The sequence below is a fragment of the uncultured Aquimarina sp. genome, from assembly GCF_947492965.1.
Classification (GTDB): Bacteria; Bacteroidota; Bacteroidia; order Flavobacteriales; family Flavobacteriaceae; genus Aquimarina.
The window spans coordinates 301001-319898 of sequence record NZ_CANLOZ010000006.1; the positions used below are offsets into that span (position 1 = coordinate 301001).

The following is an 18898-nucleotide window of genomic DNA, read 5'->3' on the forward strand; positions in this document are numbered from 1 at the left end:
AACAAATTAAATTATTTAGGTATGCTTAAGAAAATTTTAGACATTGATAACAGTAAAAAACTGAGTAAAACTGCACAAAAAGCAATACAAGGAGGAGATTTTCCTTTTTTTGATGAATGTTGTGCTTGTGTCTTTAGACCTGCAAATAGACCGTTCCCTATTTTGATTACACAATCTTGTTCTGACCCTTGTCCGGTAGACGGAAGTACCGAATATGAAGATACAGGATGCTAAAACTTACAAAGCGAACTTCGGTTCGCTTTTTTTACGCCAGAGATGGTATTACATAATAGATTTTCTGGTTTTAGAAAAGATATGCCATCATTTCCGTAATTTTATAATCAAAAATTTATTGAAATATGGCAATTCAAAAACCTTTTAATCTTACCCAATGGATAGAAGAAAATCGTAATCTTTTAAAACCTCCTGTAGGCAATAAGAATCTTTACAAAGATGCAGGTGATTATATAGTAATGATTGTTGCTGGGCCAAATGCTAGAAAAGACTATCACTATAACGAAACTGAGGAACTGTTTTACCAGTTAGAAGGAGAAATAGAAGTTCATATACAAGAGGAGGGTAAGAAGAAAACAATGAAATTAGGACCAGGAGATATGTATTTGCACCCCGCTAAAGTTCCGCACTCTCCAGTTAGGCATAAAGACTCAATAGGTCTTGTTATAGAAAGGAAAAGAGCCGACTTAGAAGCAGAAGATGGGTTATTATGGTTCTGCGATAATTGTAATAATAAGTTACACGAGGTATATTTTAAACTAAATAATATTGAGAAGGATTTCTTAAAACATTTTAAAGATTTCTATGGTAGTAAATCGCTAAGAACCTGTAGTAAATGTGGTACAGAGATGGCAGTAGATAAAAGATTTGTCGCTGATTAAGTAAGATCAATTTAGTTTAAAAAAGTTTATGAAAATGTGATTTTGGTTTTTTTGAAAGTAATTTTATGGAATTTTGTTTAAAATTAACAATAAACAGAGTCAAAATTTAATATATTTTCAAAACACAGTATCTTTACAACTTAAAAAATAATTTGTAATACATGGCAACTATAGCAACAGATTTTGGAATAGAAGAAGCCCTAAAGCAATTAGGTGTTTCTGATCTAAATAAAGGAACCTCTACAGGATCAGATTGGTTTTCTAATGGAGAAGAAATTTCATCTTTCTCACCAGTTGATGGTAATTTGATCGGAAAAGTTACTACAACCACGACAGAAGATTATGAGAAAGTAATTACCGCTGCTCAAACTGCATTTAAGTCTTGGAAATTAATGCCTGCTCCTCAACGAGGAGAAATTATGAGACAATTTGGAGAAGAACTAAGACGGTTAAAAGAACCACTCGGTAAATTGGTTTCTTATGAAATGGGTAAGTCGTATCAAGAAGGTTTGGGAGAGGTACAAGAAATGATAGATATCTGTGATTTTGCTGTTGGTTTATCAAGACAATTACACGGACTTACTATGCATTCCGAAAGACCTGGTCATAGAATGTATGAACAGTATCATCCTTTAGGAATCGTTGGAATTATTTCTGCTTTTAATTTTCCGGTTGCGGTTTGGTCGTGGAATACTGCTTTAGCATGGATTTGTGGAGATGTATGTGTTTGGAAACCAAGTGAAAAAACACCACTTTGTGGAGTAGCTTGTCAAAATATTATAGCCAAAGTTTTAAAAGATAATAACCTTCCGGAAGGAATATCTTGTTTAGTTAATGGCGATTATAAGGTAGGAGAGTTTATGACGACGGACAAACGTATTCCATTAATTTCTGCTACAGGATCTACCAGAATGGGTAAAATTGTGGCGGCTACAGTGGGACAACGTTTAGGGAAATCTTTGTTAGAACTGGGAGGTAATAATGCAATTATTGTTACACCTGATGCGGATATTAAAATGACAGTAATTGGAGCGGTTTTTGGAGCTGTAGGTACAGCGGGACAAAGATGTACATCAACCAGAAGATTGATAATACATGAATCAATTTATGATAAAGTAAAAAATGCTGTGGTAGATGCTTATAAACAATTAAGAATTGGAAATCCGTTAGATGAAAATAATCACGTTGGACCGTTAATTGATACTGATGCAGTAAAAGGATATCAGCAAGCGCTAGAAAAAGTAGTGCAGGAAGGCGGTAGTATCGTTGTAGAAGGAGGCGTTCTTTCTGGAGAAGGATATGAAAGTGGATGTTATGTAAAACCTGCAATTGCTGAGGCTGATAACTCTTTCGAAATAGTACAACACGAAACATTTGCACCAGTTTTATATCTATTAAAATATAGTGGAGATGTAGAGAATGCCATTGAAGTACAAAATGGAGTAGCCCAAGGATTATCTTCAGCGATAATGACTAATAATCTTCGTGAAGCTGAACGATTTTTATCGCATGCTGGTTCTGATTGCGGTATAGCGAATGTAAATATCGGTACTTCGGGAGCTGAAATCGGTGGTGCTTTTGGTGGAGAGAAAGAAACTGGAGGAGGAAGAGAATCCGGCTCTGATGCTTGGAAAGTATATATGAGAAGGCAAACTAATACTATAAATTACACAACCGAATTGCCTTTAGCTCAAGGAATTAAATTTGATTTATAAAAAAATTATTTTTTAAAAAAGCACCTAATTTTTAGGTGCTTTTTTGATTAGTGTTAAGTTAATAATCTTTGTTAAGTCACTTATTAAACGTATAAGAATACATTAGAATGTATATCTTCGCAGAAATAAAGACGCAACCATATACTTCTAAGCGCATCTTTATTACAAATATGAAAAGGATTATGAAGAAATTATTACTTATATTTTTAGTTGTCTGTTCTGCTTGTAATCTGGATGAACAAGAAACATTAGATCCAATTTTTTGCACAGATGAACTTAGGCCGGGATTAGAAATTACAGTTTTAAGCTCTGTTGATAATACTATTGTAACCTCTGGAATTACGGTAATTGCGAAGGACGGGGATTATACGGAGACATTAGTTAATTTTAATGAAACAACTAATTTTGTAGGCGCTTTCGAAAGAACAGGAACGTATCTTATAACGATTAGTGGAGAAGCCTTTCAGGAGTTTTCTTCCTCAACTCCAATTATGGTCGATAAAGACATTTGCCACGTAATTACTGAGAGTCGGGAACTAGTAATTCAATCAAATTAACAAGATAGTACCATATTTTGATAATATTTTAACAAATGTTTTGCATACATTAAGTTAGCTTTGGGACTCACACAAAATTAACTTAAATATGAATTCAACTCTACAACACCTCACTCGAGGTATTTGTGCTTGTGGATTAATGTTATCAACACTTACGATAACAGCACAAGTGCAACAACTCAAAACTACTCCAGATGAAAAACCGGCTAAGGGTCATCAGTTGTACAAGCAAACAAAGATGTTTGATAGTAAAAAAGGACCTACGGATCCTAGAACACCTATTCAAAGACAAGCGGATAATGCCATAGAAAGATCTCAATTTGATTTATTGAGATTGCAAGATCCAGCGACAGGAAGAATACCAGAAGGTATTAGAAAAGCCGAATTAAAATACTCAGGAAAGATTAGTCTTAGTGATGATTCACAAAAATCATTACAAACAGCTGCTAAATCAGGAAGGTTTTCTTTTTGGAAAAACAGAGGACCTTTCAATGTTGGTGGTAGAACACGTGCATTAGCGATAGACAGAAGAAACGAGAATGTTATTTTAGCCGGAGGAGTTTCTGGTGGATTATGGAGAACAGAAAATGGAGGAGAAACTTGGAGAAAAATAACAAGATCTTTCCAAAATCCTAGTATTACTGGAATAATTCAAGATCCAAGACCTAGACATAGCTTTACTTGGTATTATATTTCTGGTGAGCGTTGGGGTAACTCTGCTAGTGCTGGAGGAGCATTTTATCAAGGTAGTGGAGTGTATAAATCTAGAGATGGAGGACGTACATTCGAGCAGTTAAGAGCTACTGTAAATCCTAATGTAGGTATATTCAATACTAACGAGCCTTTTGATTTAATCAACTCTATAGCGATCGATCCTAGAAACGGAGATATTTATTTAGGTACAATTACTGGGATACAAAGATCTCAAGATGGTGGAAACTCTTTTACAGAAGTTTTAGCTGGTGGTTTCGATGCGAAAGCTGAGGTAGCGATTACTTCTACTGGACAGATATATGCTACCATAGATTCTGATAATGATCCAACAGCAGGTTTCTTTGCATCTACAGATGGTGATACTTGGACGAATATTACTCCAGAAGGATTTGTACCAGCTTATGGTAGAACTGTGATGGGTATCGATCCTTCAAATGAAAATACGGTGTATTTCTTTACTCAAAATAATAGTGGAGGAACTCCTGCTTTATTAAACCGATATGATGCGACAGCTGGAACTTGGACTGATTTAAGTGTTAATCTACCTTTCGGTATTGGTGGACCAGTAGGAAACTTAAACTTACAAGGAGAATATAACATGGTAGTTAAAGTACACCCTACAAATAGCAATATGGTATTTGTTGGTGGAACTAATATCTACAGATCAATGGATGGATTTACAACACCAACAGGACAAGAAAGTTGGATCGCTGGATATTCTCCAATAAACAACGTAAGCTTATATACTAATCAGCATCCTGATCAGCACGTACTTACATTTTTCCCATCGAATCCTAATAGAGCATTATCAGGAAATGATGGAGGTGTGTATGTAACGGAAGATATTACTGCTACTATTGATGGAGTTGAGCCTGTTGCTTGGACTTCTCTAAACAATGGATACATTACAACACAGCCATATCATGTTGCTTTCGATCCAGAACCAAATACTGATGATCTAGTTGCTGGATTCCAGGATAACGGAACTTGGTTTACTAATTCTACGGACTCTAATGCTATATGGGAATCAGATTTTGGAGGAGATGGTGCGTACAGTGCAATCGCTGATAACGGAAGAACTCGTTATGTTTCTTCGCAAAGAGGAAATGTATTCAGATTCAATTTTGATGAAGAAGGAGTTTTTGAATCTTTCTCCGCTGTAGAGCCAGCAGGTGCTTCAGGTTTTGCTTTTGTGAATCCATTTATTCTGGATCCTAATAATGACAATATTATGTATATGCCAGCAGGAAGCACAATTTGGAGAAATAATGATCTTGATGGTTTACCATTATTTACCAATACAAATGCAACTGAAAACTGGGTTAATTTAACAAATACTGCGACACCAGACGGATCTACAATTACAGCGCTAGAAGCTTCTACATTCCCAGTAGCAAATAGATTATACTACGGTACTAATTCTGGAATAATTTTCAGAATGGATAACGCAAATATTGACAATCAGACAGTAGTAGATATTTCTACTGGTAAAGGTTTACCTGTAGGTTTTGTAAATGATATTAATATCGATCCATCTAATGCAGATCGAGTGATTGCAACATTTTCAAATTACGGAATACCAAGTGTTTTCATTACTGAAGATGGTGGAGATACATGGACTAACATTAGTGGTAATTTAGAAGAAAATGCTGATGGTACAGGAAATGGACCTTCAGTAAGAAGTACTGCATTCTTAGGAAGTAGTTCAGGTAGATTTGGAGCACGTTTACAAAGAGTATTTGCTGCTACTAGTACAGGTTTATACTCTACTAGAAGACTTAATGGTCAAAATACTGTTTGGAGAAAAGAAAACTTTGCTATCGGTAATTCTGTTGCTGATGAGGTAGTTACTAGAAAAGATGGGTTTATCGCGGTAGCAGCTCACGGAAGCGGTTTATTTAGTGCACGTTTCCCAATCACAGCAAATCCATTACCAGAAGCTACGCTAACAACAGCGTTTTTACTTGAAGATTTCGGAGTAAGTGAGAACAGTGAAGACACTACTATAGATATCGCCGGATTGTTTGTACAATCACAAGGATTACCAATTGATATTGAATTAACGAATTCTAATCCAGAGTTAGTGACAGCAGTGTTAACAGGAAATACCTTAACGTTATCGTATGCTCCAGATAGTCTTGGATCAGCATCAATCGGACTGATTGCTACTTCTGGTGATGAGCAGGTGGCAGAAGGTTTTACAGTTACTGTTTCAGAGCCAACTATTTATGAGCAAACAAATACTCAGGTGTCTACAATACCATCACAAAACTTTTTAGATTTTGGTGGATTAGCACAAGCTGCTGATGATTTTACGGTTCCTAGTGGTACTTCTTGGAATATAGATAGAATTGTTGCTTTTGGTGCTGTGAATGGAAGCCCAGCACTTACTAATGTAAGTATTGTGATTTATGAGAACGAAGGTGGAGTTCCAGGAGCAGAAGTATATAATAGCGGTGATATTACACCAATTTCAGATCCTAATATTTCTAATTTGAATATTGCCCTTCCAGAAGTAGTTACTTTAGAAAGCGGTGAATATTGGATTTCAGTTTATACTAATTTAGCATTTAATGGAGGAAATCAGTGGTTCTGGGCATCTCAAGAAAATGTGGTAGGAGAAGTAACTCAATTTAGAGATCCAGTAAATCTTTTTGGAACTGGAGCAATAGATTGGACAGCTACTACAGTGGCATTAGGAAGAGATCCTTTGGATCAGATTTTCCAAATTTATGGAGATATCATTAGTTCTGGTGATGGACCAGTAGAACCAGAAGTGGAGACTCCTTTGGTAACATTAGATTTAGTAAATGAGATTGCGGTATATCCTAACCCATCAAACAATACTTTCTTTTTTAACTTCGGTGATACTATTGCTAAATCAAGCAGCAAAGTAAATATTGATATTTTTAATAGTACAGGAAACCTTGTACATACGATGTCTGATGTGAATTCAAATGCAAGTGTAAATTGGGATGCTTCTCGTTTAGCTTCTGGTTTGTATTATGCAAAGATTTCTGGTATAGGAACAAGTAAAGTAGTTAAGTTACTTAAGAAATAGTCATAATTTGACTTTTAAATAACAATTAATTATGAAAAGGGGAGTTGATATAATCAACTCCTTTTTTTATTTTCAACATTATGAATAAGTTAGTATATATAATATTATTTGCAATTTTAGTTTCTTGTAAATCTACTAGTATTGCTCAGGAAAATGACAAGAAAAGTAGCAACCCTGAAAATAAGGTAAAAGTTCAGAAACCCCGATTTGGAGATTCTAACAATGGAACGGTAAGACCGAATGCAGTCACACAAAGTCAAATTACTCCAAATACAATACATCTTAAAGTAGTTGTGTTAGAAGTTTCGGGAAACAATAATATTTGTGATAAGCCCTATAATAATACAGGTAGGATGCTAGTAAAAAAGATTAAAGGTTATGGATCTGGAATTGTAAATATGATTTCACAAAATCAGGAATTAATCATTGCATTACGCAAGGGAATTGCCAAAGACATTTCTAGTTTACAGAAGAATATAGACAAAGAAATTTCTATAGTGGTACGAGAAAAACCATGTGCAGATTTTAATCAAACTATGTATGAAATAGTTACTATTTCTAATATAGATTAGATATTTCCCTGTTGATTTTGATAAGTATCTACCAACCAAAGAATCAATACAATTACAGCAATACTCAATACAACTGTGAAGAATATTTTCCAAAACGAATAAGGTCTTTTTCCAGATATTCGACCGGTTTGACCATTCACAAAGAAATTATATTTTTTGCCATTATATTGATAGGCACTTATATAAACTGGAAGTAAAATATGTTTAAAGGTTTCTTCAGATAAGCTCATATTAATAGAATGTACTCTTTGCGTATCTCCACCAATATCATGTCTAGACCATGATCGAGCAATTTTTTCTGCTTCTTTCGTAGACTCTAAATGACCGTCTTTTAGAGGAATCGTATATTTTTCTGTTACAAATCCTGCCAAAAAACTAGTATTAAATGGAACCAAAGCTTTTAGATTCCAGTGAGCTATTTTATTTGGGATAGTATTTTTTCGTTGATGAGAAGCCTTTATTAAAGTGTCATCGACAAAACCACTTACATTTCCACTGGCAGGTGTCCAACGCGTTCTGCGTTCTTGTCTCGTTCTTTGAACTGTTTTCCCATTTACAGTAGTAGTGTATGGAACGCTTACATAGTAATAATCTCCTCTTTGTCCTGTATAGGTAGCATACAATTGAGCATCGAATGTCCAATAGGGTAAGTACAAACCTTTTGTATATTGAGGATCTAAAGCTGCTTTTTTAAGATTATTAGGAGCAAACCATAATCCTTGTACCCATTTAGAAAATATTTGATGCGATTTTTTCTGATCAAATTGAAAAGGTAAAACGGCACCAGGAAGAATCCAATCTTCTTTATAAGCATCTTCTATGATCAGAGGCATCGTACAATATACACAATGCAATGATTTGTAATTCTCTTCGATATGCTGATTTGCGCCACAATTTTTACATTGCAGCATTAGTATCTCCTCAGAATGAGAAAGTGATCCCATCTCTTCCAAGTAGGGTTTTAGCTCCAGCTCTTTAAATCCATCTTCATTCTGAACAATTGTTTCTTCATGACCACAGTAATCACATTTAATTTCTGTAGTTCCTGGTTTATATGTCAATTCTGCACCACAATTGACACACGATTTTTTTTGTTCAGAAAATGCTCTTTTTTCTTCTTCCATTGAGGAGTTACAATACTAAAGGTTGTACAAAATAGATGCCTTCTTCCATAGGTAAAATGGAAGAAGGATAAATTTATGTTATAAATTGTTTTTATGCACCAGGTAATGGAGGAGGAGTGCTACCACCTAAAAAAGGTTTTAGCTCTTCTACATCTTTTATTGCAGTCCAGTTGGCCATTCCTTGCTTCCAAACTAGAGAATCTTTATTTACAGTTCTATTCGCAAATAGTGCTTTGAGCTGATCAAAAGATACAGGTCCAGCTTGCTGTCCATTAACTGCGTAATAGTACTGAACTTGCACAGGCATCGGTGGTGGAGCCACAGGAGATGTTTGTTGTGGTTGTGCTTGTTGTTGGTTGCTCATTGGGTTCATCATACCGCCCATTTGTTGAGCAAGCACAAATCCCATTCCCATTCCCATTCCTGCACCAGCAGTACCACCTTCATTGGCAGCGGCAGCTTCTATAGCTTTTGCAGTTTTGAATTTAGCTAATTTGTCAAGATCTAGCTTGTCAATTCTACTATACTCGAAGATTTCTTTTTTAAGATCCTCAGGCATGGAAACATTCTCAATAAAGAATTTTTCTAATGAGATACCTACTGAGTTAAACTCAGGTTGCATCACTTCTTTACATGTTTCCGATAATTCTGTAGTATTTGCAGCATATAATTCTATTGGAAAATTAGCTTCTCCTACAGTATCTGTAAAACGGGTTGAAATTAAACTTTTTAGATGTTCATTTATCTCAAAACTAGTAAAGTTAGCATCTGTACCTACAATATCAACAATAAACTTACCTGGATCATTAATTTTAAAAGCATACGTTCCGAAAGCTCTAATCTCTACTAAACCAAAACGATCATCATTTAAAGTGATAGGGTTTTTAGTTCCCCATTTTTCATCCGTAAAAAGTCGGGTATTTACAAAATATACCTCTGCTTTAAACGGGCTATTAAAACCATATTTCCAACCTTTTAATGTAGTAAGAATAGGAAGATTTTGAGTGTTTAAGGTATACGTTCCTGGCTCAAATACATCTGCGAGTTGACCTTCATTTACAAAAACTGCAGTTTGCCCTTCTCTTACAATAAGTTGAGCACCATTTTTTATTTCGTTTTGATATCTTTCGAAGCGATGAACAATCGTGTCCTGTGTATTGTCTAACCATTCTACGATATCTATAAATTCATTACTTAGCTTTTTCTTTATTTCGTCAAAAATTCCCATCGGTGAGTTGATTTAAAATTCGTGTTCTAAAACTACGAAATAGGATGGTTGTGTAAAAATTAATTTTCATTTAATTCCTGTTTAAAAACCCCAATATCATGGATATATCAGGGTTTTAATGCATAATTAAGGGGTAGTCGGATAATCAGAGGGTAAAAATTCTGATGTTACCTAATTACTCATAAAGGAACTACTTCTGTATTTTGATTGTCAATATAAATATTCAAAGATTTGGTAATTGTATTAGCAGAGCTATCCAATCCTCCATAATCGCGAACTAAAAAAGAGAAAGATATACTTACAGCATTTCCATTGGTTACTATTTTTCCAGCTACTATATTTCCTGTTAACGGATTCGTTTCATTTCCATCCCAATAAACTAGACTACTAAGAAAAGAGATAGATGTAGTTTCCCAAGGTGATGGGATTTCTGTAGAAAACTCTATATAATCATGTGGATATTGCCATGAAATTCGCTCTACACCACCGCTATCGGCTCCAGAAAAGATAAAATCATAGGTAGTATCAGATCGTAAATTTAGTTGTAAGCTTGTAAAATCGTCATCTTGTGTAAAGGTGCGATTAAAGCCATCTCCAGAAATATTAAAGGAAAATGTTGGAGCAGTGTTATCTGTTTCAGGAATTTCCGTTTCACAAGAAATCAGAAAGGATATAATGACTATTGAAACTATTCTTTGGGTATTTTTTAAAAAGTCTGTTTTCATCACATTAAGTTTTACTATTTAAACTTAGTGTAAATAAAAGTATTTAGGTAAACATCGAGATGGAATGTTGATATTCAGTTTTTTATAACCCCTTAGGGATTGCATCGATCAGTTTTTGAGTATATGATTTCTCAGGATTTTCATAAATGAAATCGGCATCTCCTTTTTCTTCAATTTTACCATTATTCATTACTAATAACTGATCGGACATATATTTAACTACTGCAAGATCATGAGAAATGAAGATATAAGTAAATCCAAATTTTTCTTTTAGTTCGTTTAACAAGTTTAATACTTGCGCCTGAACTGAAATATCTAAAGCACTCACGGATTCATCACAAATGATTAGTTTAGGTTGGAGTGCTATTGTTCTTGCAATTCCAATTCTCTGTCGTTGACCTCCACTAAATTCATGAGGGTATCTATTAAAATAAGATGGGTTCAATCCTACTCGTTCTAAAAGGCTCAGTACTTTTTCTTTTCGCTCCGTATCGTTATCGTACAGTTTATGAGCTTTCATAGGCTCTAGAATAGCTTTGCCAACGGTTAATCTAGGGTTTAGGGAAGCAAAAGGATCCTGAAATATTAATTGTATTTCCTTTCGTAAATTTCGAATTTGAGAAGATGAAACTTTAGTTAAATCCTGACCGCGATATAGAATTTCTCCTTGGTTAGCTTTTTGTAATTGTAATATTGTATTTCCCAAGGTAGATTTTCCACAGCCAGATTCTCCAACAAGTCCCAAGGTTTCTCCTTCGAATAACTGAAAGCTAACATCATCAACAGCTTTGAATTCTTTCTTACCAAATAACCCTATTTTGGTGAAAAAAGATTTTTCTACATTTTTTACTTCTAATAAAGGAGGTTTACTATATAGTTTTTTGTGTAGTTGTTCGCGATCTTCTTTACTAATTAACTGTATTTTCTTCTTCTCTTTACTAAGATAATCGGTTATGGTAGGTAATTCTTTAAATCGCACATCTAGCGACGGTCTGGCCGAAATCAAAGCTTTGGTATAGTCTTGTTGAGGATTCTTAAATATTTCTTGAGTTGCACCATATTCTACCATTTTTCCTTGGTATACAACTAATACGTTATCTGCTATTTCGGAAACTAATGACAAATCATGAGAAATAAACAGAATGCTCATTTCAAATTCCTTTTGGAGTTCTTTGAGTAACGCAATGATTTCTTTTTGTACGGTTACATCTAAAGCTGTAGTCGGTTCGTCTGCAATTAGTAATTTGGGCTTGCAGGCAATAGCCATGGCAATCATGATACGCTGTTTCTGACCGCCACTAAGTTCATGAGGATATGAATTATAGGCTCTAGAAATATCAGGAAGTTTTACTTTTTCGAATAAAGAAAGTACTTCGTTTTTTGCCTCAGATTTTGATATTTTAGTATGCTGTAAAAGAATTTCAATTACCTGTTTCCCACATTTCATAGAAGGATTTAAAGAACTCATAGGTTCTTGAAAAATCATAGCAATTTCATTACCACGAAGAGATCGAAGTTTTGATGGATCTAAATCTAGTAAGGATTCATTCTTGTATAAAATAGTCCCAGAAACAGAAGCAATTTTAGCAGGAAGTAAACCCATAATGGCTAATGAGGTAACTGATTTTCCGCTTCCAGATTCCCCTACAACTCCTAAAATCTCATTAGATTTGATATCAAACGAAAGATCATATAATACCTGAGTTTCATTTTTTTGATTAGAAAAAGAAACATTGAGATTTTTAATAGAGAGTATTGAGGAAGTATCCATAAATTCAAAGCTAAGTAAATTTAGTTAATTCTTAGAATTAAAAGCAAGTTGTTATGAAAGCAAACCAATACTGAAGCTGCAGTTTTTGGTGTGATATTTGCTATCTTTACGATTCAAAGAATACTATGAAGCTTACCAAACTATCCCTTAGAACAAGGATTTTTATTTCAATGACAGTGCTAGTTCTGTTGGCTTCGGTTTTGGTAGCCGCCATTACAGTGTATCAATACAAAGAAGAGGCAGAAGAATACCATCGCGAACGACTAGAAAGAAAGGAAGAGCGGATAAAAATAGCTATCAATAATGTGTTGCTTAGTACTACATACCCTGTTCTTGAAGAGAATATTGCTTTAATTTTTAGAGAGAAAAAGAAGATTAACCAAATCTCATATGAACATGCATTACCAATAAATATTTATGATTTATCTGGTAAGTTGTTAGTGAAATCAGAAGAAACTTTCGTTAATGATACCGTAGATCGAGTTTTAGACAAGCGTATTATCGATACTTTGGGAAACGGATATGAAAGAAGGTATTTAGGTGTTTCTGAAAAAAATGGAGAACATTTTCTATCCTCATATACATACATCAAAGACAATAAATCAAAACCTTTAGCCATACTTAATTTACCGTATTTGGAAGATGACAATTTTTTTTCTAGAGAATTATGGGAATCTTTAAAAAGACTTGGGCAGGTATATTTATTGATGTTGTTGATTGCTATTATTTTAGCATACTTTCTCTCCAAATACATTACACGTTCTCTAAAAACAATTTCTGATACTATTGATCAAACACGATTGGATAAACGAAACAAACGAATACGTATTGGTGATTCTAGTGATGAGATTTATTCATTGGTAAATGCCTACAACAGTATGATTGATGAGTTGGAGGAAAGTGCTGCAATGTTGGCAAAGAGTGAGCGAGAGGCTGCTTGGAGAGAGATGGCAAAGCAAGTAGCGCACGAAATTAAAAACCCACTAACACCCATGCGTTTAACTGTACAGAGTTTTGAGCGAAAATTTAATCCAAGTGATCCTAATATTGAGCAAAAAGTAAAGGAATATAGTGATACGTTGATTCAACAGATAGATACTATGAGTTCTATAGCTTCTGCCTTTTCTAACTTTGCGCAAATGCCAGCACAGAAGAGTGAGACATTGAACGTGGTAAAGATTGTGGGACTTGCGTTGGATATATTTAATGAAGGATATATAGTTTTTCCTTCAGAAAAAGAAGAGATTATTGCAAAGTTTGATAGAACACAACTAATCCGAGTGGTTACAAATTTGGTGAAAAACGCCATACAGGCAATATCCGAAGATCAAACACCTAAAATTATTGTGAATGTCTTTACAGAAAAAGATGATGTAGTAATTACTGTGGCTGATAACGGAGTAGGTATTTCTGAGGAAAATAAGAAGAAAATCTTTGAGCCAAAATTTACTACTAAAAATAGTGGTATGGGATTGGGGCTAGGAATGGTAAAAAATATTGTGGAAACCTATAACGGAAGTATTACCTTTACATCACAAGAAGGAAAAGGAACTGTTTTTAAGGTGAAGTTTCCAAAAATAAAGTCAGATCTATAAAAGACTAAACCTGTGAAAGAGTATAAGCTAGAATCATTGATTTATTATTCTAAACTAACTAGAGATAAAGAGCATATCCTAAAAGCATCTTCAAAGGATATTCAAGAAAAATTAGATGAGTATTCTAAAGAGGGATGGAGATTGGTGTCTACTGATGTAGAAGATTTTGGGATCGGAATGTATTTTTACTTATACTTCGAGAGAGATCGAAAATACTAAACAAACAATAGAAATATAATGTATACTAACATTCTCACATCTTATAATGAAGGTGTAACTACAATTACAATCAATCGACCATCAAAACTTAATGCATTAAACAAAGAAACTATTCAGGAATTGCACGATGCTTTTGATGCTGCAAATAAAGATGCCAAAACTAAAGTAATTATTGTTACTGGAAGCGGTGAAAAAGCCTTTGTAGCTGGTGCTGATATTAGTGAATTTGCGAATTTTTCGGTGGAACAAGGAGGTCAATTGGCAGCTAAGGGACAAGAATTATTATTTGATTTTGTAGCTAATCTTTCTACACCTGTAATTGCAGCTGTTAATGGATTCGCACTTGGCGGTGGGTTAGAATTAGCAATGGCAGCACATTTTAGAGTTGCTAGTGATAATGCCAAAATGGGATTGCCAGAAGTATCACTTGGTGTGATACCAGGATATGGAGGGACTCAAAGATTACCACAATTAATTGGTAAAGGAAGAGCTATGGAAATGATTATGACAGCAGGGATGGTGGATGCTAATCAAGCATTAAATTATGGTTTAGTGAATCATGTAGTTTCTCAGGAAGAATTAATTCCTCTTGCCGAAAAATTAGCCAGTAAAATTATGAGAAATTCTTCGGTAGCAATAGGAGCAGCAATACATGCTGTAAATGCTGCTTATGAAGATGGTGTAAATGGTTTTACAACAGAAATTCAAGAGTTTGGAAAATGTTTTGGAACCTTGGACTTTAAAGAAGGAACAACGGCATTCTTGGAAAAGAGAAAAGCTGATTTTCCCGGTAAATAAAAGAGGTGATACATCATACCTTATATTTCGTTTTCTCCATTTTGTTTTTGGTTTTACCCAGTTATGGACAAGATGAAAATAATATACCTACAAATCCTCAAGATTCGATATCGAATCTTGAGGGTGTTAAAGCTAGAGGATATTCCAGTACTTACAAAAGATTCTCGATTAGAGCAGGAGCTGGTTTTCAAGACTCTTTTTATTCAGAAATAGGGATAGCGCGTCATAGATGTACCTATAGTGATGTTGGGTTTTTTGCGAATGATTATTATCTTTCTTTCGCTTGGAATTTATCTTCAAACGATGATATTTTTAGTTTAAAAACAGGTTATCAAATCAATATAATACCGTTGTTGGCATTGGGACTAGAAACTAAATATCAAACAAATTTTAGTGAAAATGATCTTGTAATTACTCCAAAAATCGGTTTAGGTATTTTTGGTGATATTTATTTATTTTATGGATATAATATATCCACTAATAATTATCCTTTTCCAGATATTGGGAAGCATCAATTTTCTGTTATTTTAAATATACATAAGAACTTTTTACGTTATTTATAAAAGTTCATTTCATCGATATATTCCCATACCTCTTTTGGTAGTAATGGTCTTATATTTTTGGCTTCTGGAATTGCTTTACGTATAAAAGTGGAAGATATCTCCATAATAGGAGCATTAATTCTATGAATTTTTGGGTGATCTTTGAATTGATGTTCTGTCACTCCTTCAGAAATTCGAGGGTACACATATAGATGATGATTCTCTAGAATCACCTCGTAATTTTTCCACTTATGAAAACTTTTAAGGTTATCTTCTCCCATAATCAAATGAAATATATCATTGGGATACTTTTCCTGAAGATGTGCAAGGGTATGAACCGTATAATTAGGCTGAGGTAATTTAAACTCAATATCACTGGGACGTAATTTAGGATAAGATTCTGTGGCGCGATAGACCATCTCTAAACGATGATTATTATCTAATAGTGAGTTTTTCTTTTTAAATGGATTATGAGGAGTAACTACCATCCAAATTTCATCCAGATCAGAATATTCAGCCATATGATTAGCAATTGCTAAATGACCAATATGGATAGGATTAAATGTTCCGAAGTATAAACCTATTTGTTTCATGAAAAATGATAATTTTTCATTCCCTTGAAGAAGGGAATATATTCATTATAAGTTTTATCCTAAAATAAATTTTTTAACCAAATGCAGCACTTCTTCCTTGGCTTTTTCTAAATCATCATTAGTTACGATAGCGTCAAATTGAGGCGCAGTAGCCATTTCTGTAGAGGCTTTGGCCACACGCATATTGATTTTATCTTCTGATTCTGTTTTACGTTTTTTTAAACGAATTTTTAATTCTTCAATACTCGGAGGTTTTATAAAAATAGCCAATGTGCGATCTGGATAAATTCTTTTAATATCTAATCCACCAACAACATCAATATCAAAAATTACATGTTTTCCTTTGTCCCAGATGCGTTGTACTTCCGTTTTTAGTGTTCCGTAAAAATTGTCTCGATATACTTCTTCCCACTCTAAAAACTCATCTGCTTTAATCTTGTCTTTAAACTCTCTTAGTGATAAAAAATAATAATCTTTTCCATGTATTTCTCCTCCACGAGGTTCTCGAGAAGCAGCAGATATAGAGAAATCAAGATTTAATTCCTCTTTATGAAGTAAATATTTAACTAATGTAGTTTTACCACTACCGGAAGGAGCAGATAGTACGATAAGTTTTCCTTGTTTCATTTATATAAATTTTACCAATAGGGTAAAGAATTCGTTTATTTATCGATTTGTTGATTAGAATATGATAAACAAATACTTATAAAATATTGAGCAATTGTTCTTTAATCTTCTCTAATTCGTCTTTCATCTGTACCACCAATTGTTGCATTGGTGCATAATTAGATTTACTACCAATTGTATTGATTTCTCTTCCGATTTCTTGAGTTATGAAACCTAATTTCTTACCATTAGAATCTTTTGTATTTATGGTAGTTGTAAAATATTCCAGATGATTTGCTAGTCTTACCTTTTCTTCGGTGATATCAAATTTTTCTAGATAATATACAAGTTCTTGCTCAAATCGATTTTCATCTACTTGTTCCTTTAACTCGGATACCGCTTTATGTAATCGTTCTCTAACAGATTCCATGCGTTCAGGGTCTATTTTGATTACTTTTTGTAATAGCTCTCCAATATTTTCGATCCTAATCTTGAAGTCTTTTTCTAGTGCTTTTCCTTCATCATTTCGATAACTCTCTATAGCATCTAGTGCATCGTTTAGACCTTTTGTTATAGCAACAAATTCTTCTTCATCAATCTCAGCACGTTCTGTTTTTAAAGCATCAGGCATGCGTACAGCCATTTTTATGATTTCTAGCCTATCACCTGGGTTATGAATAGATTCTAATTGCTTAACATAATCCATTAAAATATCTTTGTTGATTTTAGTGGAATTTTCTTCACCGGTTACCTCTACGTATAAGCTAAAATCTACTTTTCCTCTTACCAATGTTTTGGCGATGGTCTTGCGCATTTCTAACTCTTTTTCTCGGTATTGAGAAGGTATCCTAGCATTTAAATCTAGATTTTTACTGTTAAGAGATTTTACTTCTATTGTGATTTTCTTTGTGGGTAGTTGAAGGATCGACTTCCCAAAACCTGTCATGGATTTAATCATATGCTTATATCGGTACTCGGTTAAAAAATTACACGAAGATACGAACTAATTGTGAATGAAGAATTAGGAATATAAATAGATAAGTGTAAACACTATAAAATCTTATATTTTATGTAAAGAATCTTCAGAAACTTCCTTGTTCATGATGATTTTGTCAATATATTTTCCCTTTTCTAGGAAAAAATTAGGCATTCGTCCAACTTCTGTAAATCCTATTTTAGTATATAAAACTATTCCAGAAATATTAGAAGCGTATACTTCTAACCAAATCAAACGTAGGACTGGATTTTTGATAGCCCAATCCAAAACATTCTGCAAGAGTAATGTCCCAATTCCTTGATTTTGCCATTTAGTATGAATTCCCATACCAATCATAGCAGTATGTTCCATTTTTTTTCTCCAACTACCAGTAAGATCAATATTGCCTACCATATTATTATTTATCATGGCTACAAGAATAATGCTATTCTTTTCTGATAGATACTTTTTGATCATTTCTTTCTCCTGATCTGTGTCATTAGGATATTCGTTTTCGAATAACGGCAGGGTCTCTGTGTTTTTTAAATATTGTAGTTTGAGATGTAATAGTTCTTGAGCATCATCAGGTGTGGCTTGCCTAATGGTAATTTGATCATTGCTTTTAGTGGTATATGTTTTTGAAGCGAAACTCAATTAAGCATTTGGATTTTTATCTCTGACTCTTTTGTAAAATTTGATCCCTAACATTAAAAGAACGGCTAATAATAATATTCCGATAACCCCATAAATCCAATTAACGGCATCTCTTACAATAACCAAAAATATTACTGCAAAAAGAATAATAGTAGCACCTTCATTCCATAATCTCATCTGGTTAGAGGACCATTTTACGATTCCATTTTGTAGTTGTTTAAAAATCTGATGACTTTTTAGGTGGTATAACCAAAGTAAAACAACGAATCCTAATTTTACATGCATCCAGGATTCTTGTAACCATTCGGGGATAAGTATTAACAGCCAAATAGCGAATCCTGTTGCTAAAATAGCAGATGGCCAAGTAATAATATACCAAAGGCGCTTAGCCATTAGTTTTAGTTGGTTTCCTAATATTTCTTTATCTGGAGAAGGTTTTTCGGACGCCTCGATTTGATAAATAAAGATTCGTGGAATATAAAAGAGCCCTGCGAACCAGGTAATCACAAAGATTAAGTGCAGGGCTTTTATATAGTTATAATATTCTAGCAT

Annotated in this window: 19 protein-coding genes; 10 read left to right on the plus strand and 9 right to left on the minus strand. The window is 33.9% G+C overall.

What is annotated here, in order from left to right:
* The first annotated feature begins 21 nt into the window (after nucleotides 1-21).
* The 6 genes from Q1B37_RS17160 to Q1B37_RS17185 all read left to right on the plus strand — a co-directional run bounded on the left by Q1B37_RS17160 (nucleotide 22) and on the right by Q1B37_RS17185 (nucleotide 7515).
* Nucleotides 22-234, plus strand: coding sequence for a hypothetical protein (locus Q1B37_RS17160; protein WP_299608912.1), 213 nt, complete (start codon nucleotides 22-24; stop codon nucleotides 232-234).
* A 125-nt stretch (nucleotides 235-359) separates the two neighbouring features.
* Entirely contained in the window at nucleotides 360-896 is a 537-nt protein-coding gene (locus tag Q1B37_RS17165) for a 3-hydroxyanthranilate 3,4-dioxygenase (protein ID WP_299900580.1), read from the plus strand.
* A 161-nt stretch (nucleotides 897-1057) separates the two neighbouring features.
* Nucleotides 1058-2611 (plus strand): aldehyde dehydrogenase family protein, encoded by a 1554-nt coding sequence (locus Q1B37_RS17170; RefSeq protein WP_299900583.1) that lies wholly within the window; start codon nucleotides 1058-1060, stop codon nucleotides 2609-2611.
* 182 nt (nucleotides 2612-2793) lie between these two features.
* Nucleotides 2794-3168, plus strand: coding sequence for a hypothetical protein (locus tag Q1B37_RS17175; protein WP_299900585.1), 375 nt, complete (start codon nucleotides 2794-2796; stop codon nucleotides 3166-3168).
* A gap of 88 nt (nucleotides 3169-3256) precedes the next feature.
* Nucleotides 3257-6943 (plus strand): T9SS type A sorting domain-containing protein, encoded by a 3687-nt coding sequence (locus Q1B37_RS17180; protein ID WP_299900588.1) that lies wholly within the window; start codon nucleotides 3257-3259, stop codon nucleotides 6941-6943.
* An 80-nt stretch (nucleotides 6944-7023) separates the two neighbouring features.
* Entirely contained in the window at nucleotides 7024-7515 is a 492-nt protein-coding gene (locus tag Q1B37_RS17185; protein WP_299900589.1) for a hypothetical protein, read from the plus strand.
* On the opposite strand, the gene Q1B37_RS17190 is transcribed toward Q1B37_RS17185, so the two are convergent.
* From Q1B37_RS17190 to Q1B37_RS17205, 4 genes are all read right to left on the minus strand, one after another.
* Nucleotides 7512-8639, minus strand: a complete 1128-nt coding sequence (locus Q1B37_RS17190; protein ID WP_299900593.1) for a DNA helicase PriA — start codon at nucleotides 8637-8639, stop codon at nucleotides 7512-7514. The two genes, Q1B37_RS17185 and Q1B37_RS17190, sit on opposite strands and share 4 nt — an antisense overlap.
* Nucleotides 8640-8730: 91 nt before the next feature.
* Complete coding sequence (locus Q1B37_RS17195; RefSeq protein WP_299900596.1) at nucleotides 8731-9867, minus strand: SPFH domain-containing protein; 1137 nt, start codon at nucleotides 9865-9867, stop codon at nucleotides 8731-8733.
* Between the two features lie 179 nt (nucleotides 9868-10046).
* Nucleotides 10047-10592 (minus strand): hypothetical protein, encoded by a 546-nt coding sequence (locus Q1B37_RS17200; RefSeq protein WP_299900597.1) that lies wholly within the window; start codon nucleotides 10590-10592, stop codon nucleotides 10047-10049.
* Nucleotides 10593-10674: 82 nt separating this feature from the next.
* A complete protein-coding gene (locus Q1B37_RS17205) occupies nucleotides 10675-12363 on the minus strand; it encodes an ABC transporter ATP-binding protein (RefSeq protein ID WP_299900600.1) in 1689 nt (562 codons plus the stop codon).
* A 170-nt stretch (nucleotides 12364-12533) separates the two neighbouring features.
* On the opposite strand from Q1B37_RS17205, the gene Q1B37_RS17210 reads away from it, so the two are divergent.
* Genes Q1B37_RS17210 through Q1B37_RS17225 form a run of 4 tightly spaced genes read left to right on the plus strand, consistent with a single transcriptional unit; the run spans nucleotide 12534 to nucleotide 15538 of the window.
* Nucleotides 12534-13958, plus strand: coding sequence for a HAMP domain-containing sensor histidine kinase (locus tag Q1B37_RS17210; RefSeq protein ID WP_299900602.1), 1425 nt, complete (start codon nucleotides 12534-12536; stop codon nucleotides 13956-13958).
* A gap of 12 nt (nucleotides 13959-13970) precedes the next feature.
* Nucleotides 13971-14177 (plus strand): DUF4177 domain-containing protein, encoded by a 207-nt coding sequence (locus Q1B37_RS17215; protein WP_299900604.1) that lies wholly within the window; start codon nucleotides 13971-13973, stop codon nucleotides 14175-14177.
* A 15-nt stretch (nucleotides 14178-14192) separates the two neighbouring features.
* Nucleotides 14193-14975 carry an enoyl-CoA hydratase-related protein gene (locus tag Q1B37_RS17220; protein ID WP_299609190.1) on the plus strand — a complete coding sequence of 261 codons (783 nt, stop codon included), beginning with the start codon at nucleotides 14193-14195 and terminating at the stop codon, nucleotides 14973-14975.
* A gap of 5 nt (nucleotides 14976-14980) precedes the next feature.
* On the plus strand, nucleotides 14981-15538 hold the full coding sequence (locus tag Q1B37_RS17225; RefSeq protein WP_299900607.1) for a hypothetical protein: 558 nt from the start codon (nucleotides 14981-14983) through the stop codon (nucleotides 15536-15538).
* Here Q1B37_RS17225 and nadD read toward each other — a convergent pair.
* The 5 genes from nadD to Q1B37_RS17250 form a co-directional block, all read right to left on the minus strand.
* On the minus strand, nucleotides 15529-16110 hold the full coding sequence (nadD, locus tag Q1B37_RS17230) for a nicotinate (nicotinamide) nucleotide adenylyltransferase (RefSeq protein ID WP_299900610.1): 582 nt from the start codon (nucleotides 16108-16110) through the stop codon (nucleotides 15529-15531). The two genes, Q1B37_RS17225 and nadD, sit on opposite strands and share 10 nt — an antisense overlap.
* Before the next feature lie 54 nt (nucleotides 16111-16164).
* A complete protein-coding gene (gene gmk, locus Q1B37_RS17235) occupies nucleotides 16165-16737 on the minus strand; it encodes a guanylate kinase (RefSeq protein ID WP_299608875.1) in 573 nt (190 codons plus the stop codon).
* Between the two features lie 76 nt (nucleotides 16738-16813).
* Nucleotides 16814-17674 (minus strand): YicC/YloC family endoribonuclease, encoded by an 861-nt coding sequence (locus Q1B37_RS17240; protein ID WP_299900612.1) that lies wholly within the window; start codon nucleotides 17672-17674, stop codon nucleotides 16814-16816.
* Nucleotides 17675-17776: 102 nt separating this feature from the next.
* The gene (locus Q1B37_RS17245) at nucleotides 17777-18346 is read right to left on the minus strand and encodes a GNAT family protein (protein ID WP_299900614.1); all 570 of its coding nucleotides are present in this window, start codon (nucleotides 18344-18346) and stop codon (nucleotides 17777-17779) included.
* Nucleotides 18347-18898, minus strand: coding sequence for a CopD family protein (locus Q1B37_RS17250; RefSeq protein WP_299900616.1), 552 nt, complete (start codon nucleotides 18896-18898; stop codon nucleotides 18347-18349). It lies immediately after the preceding gene.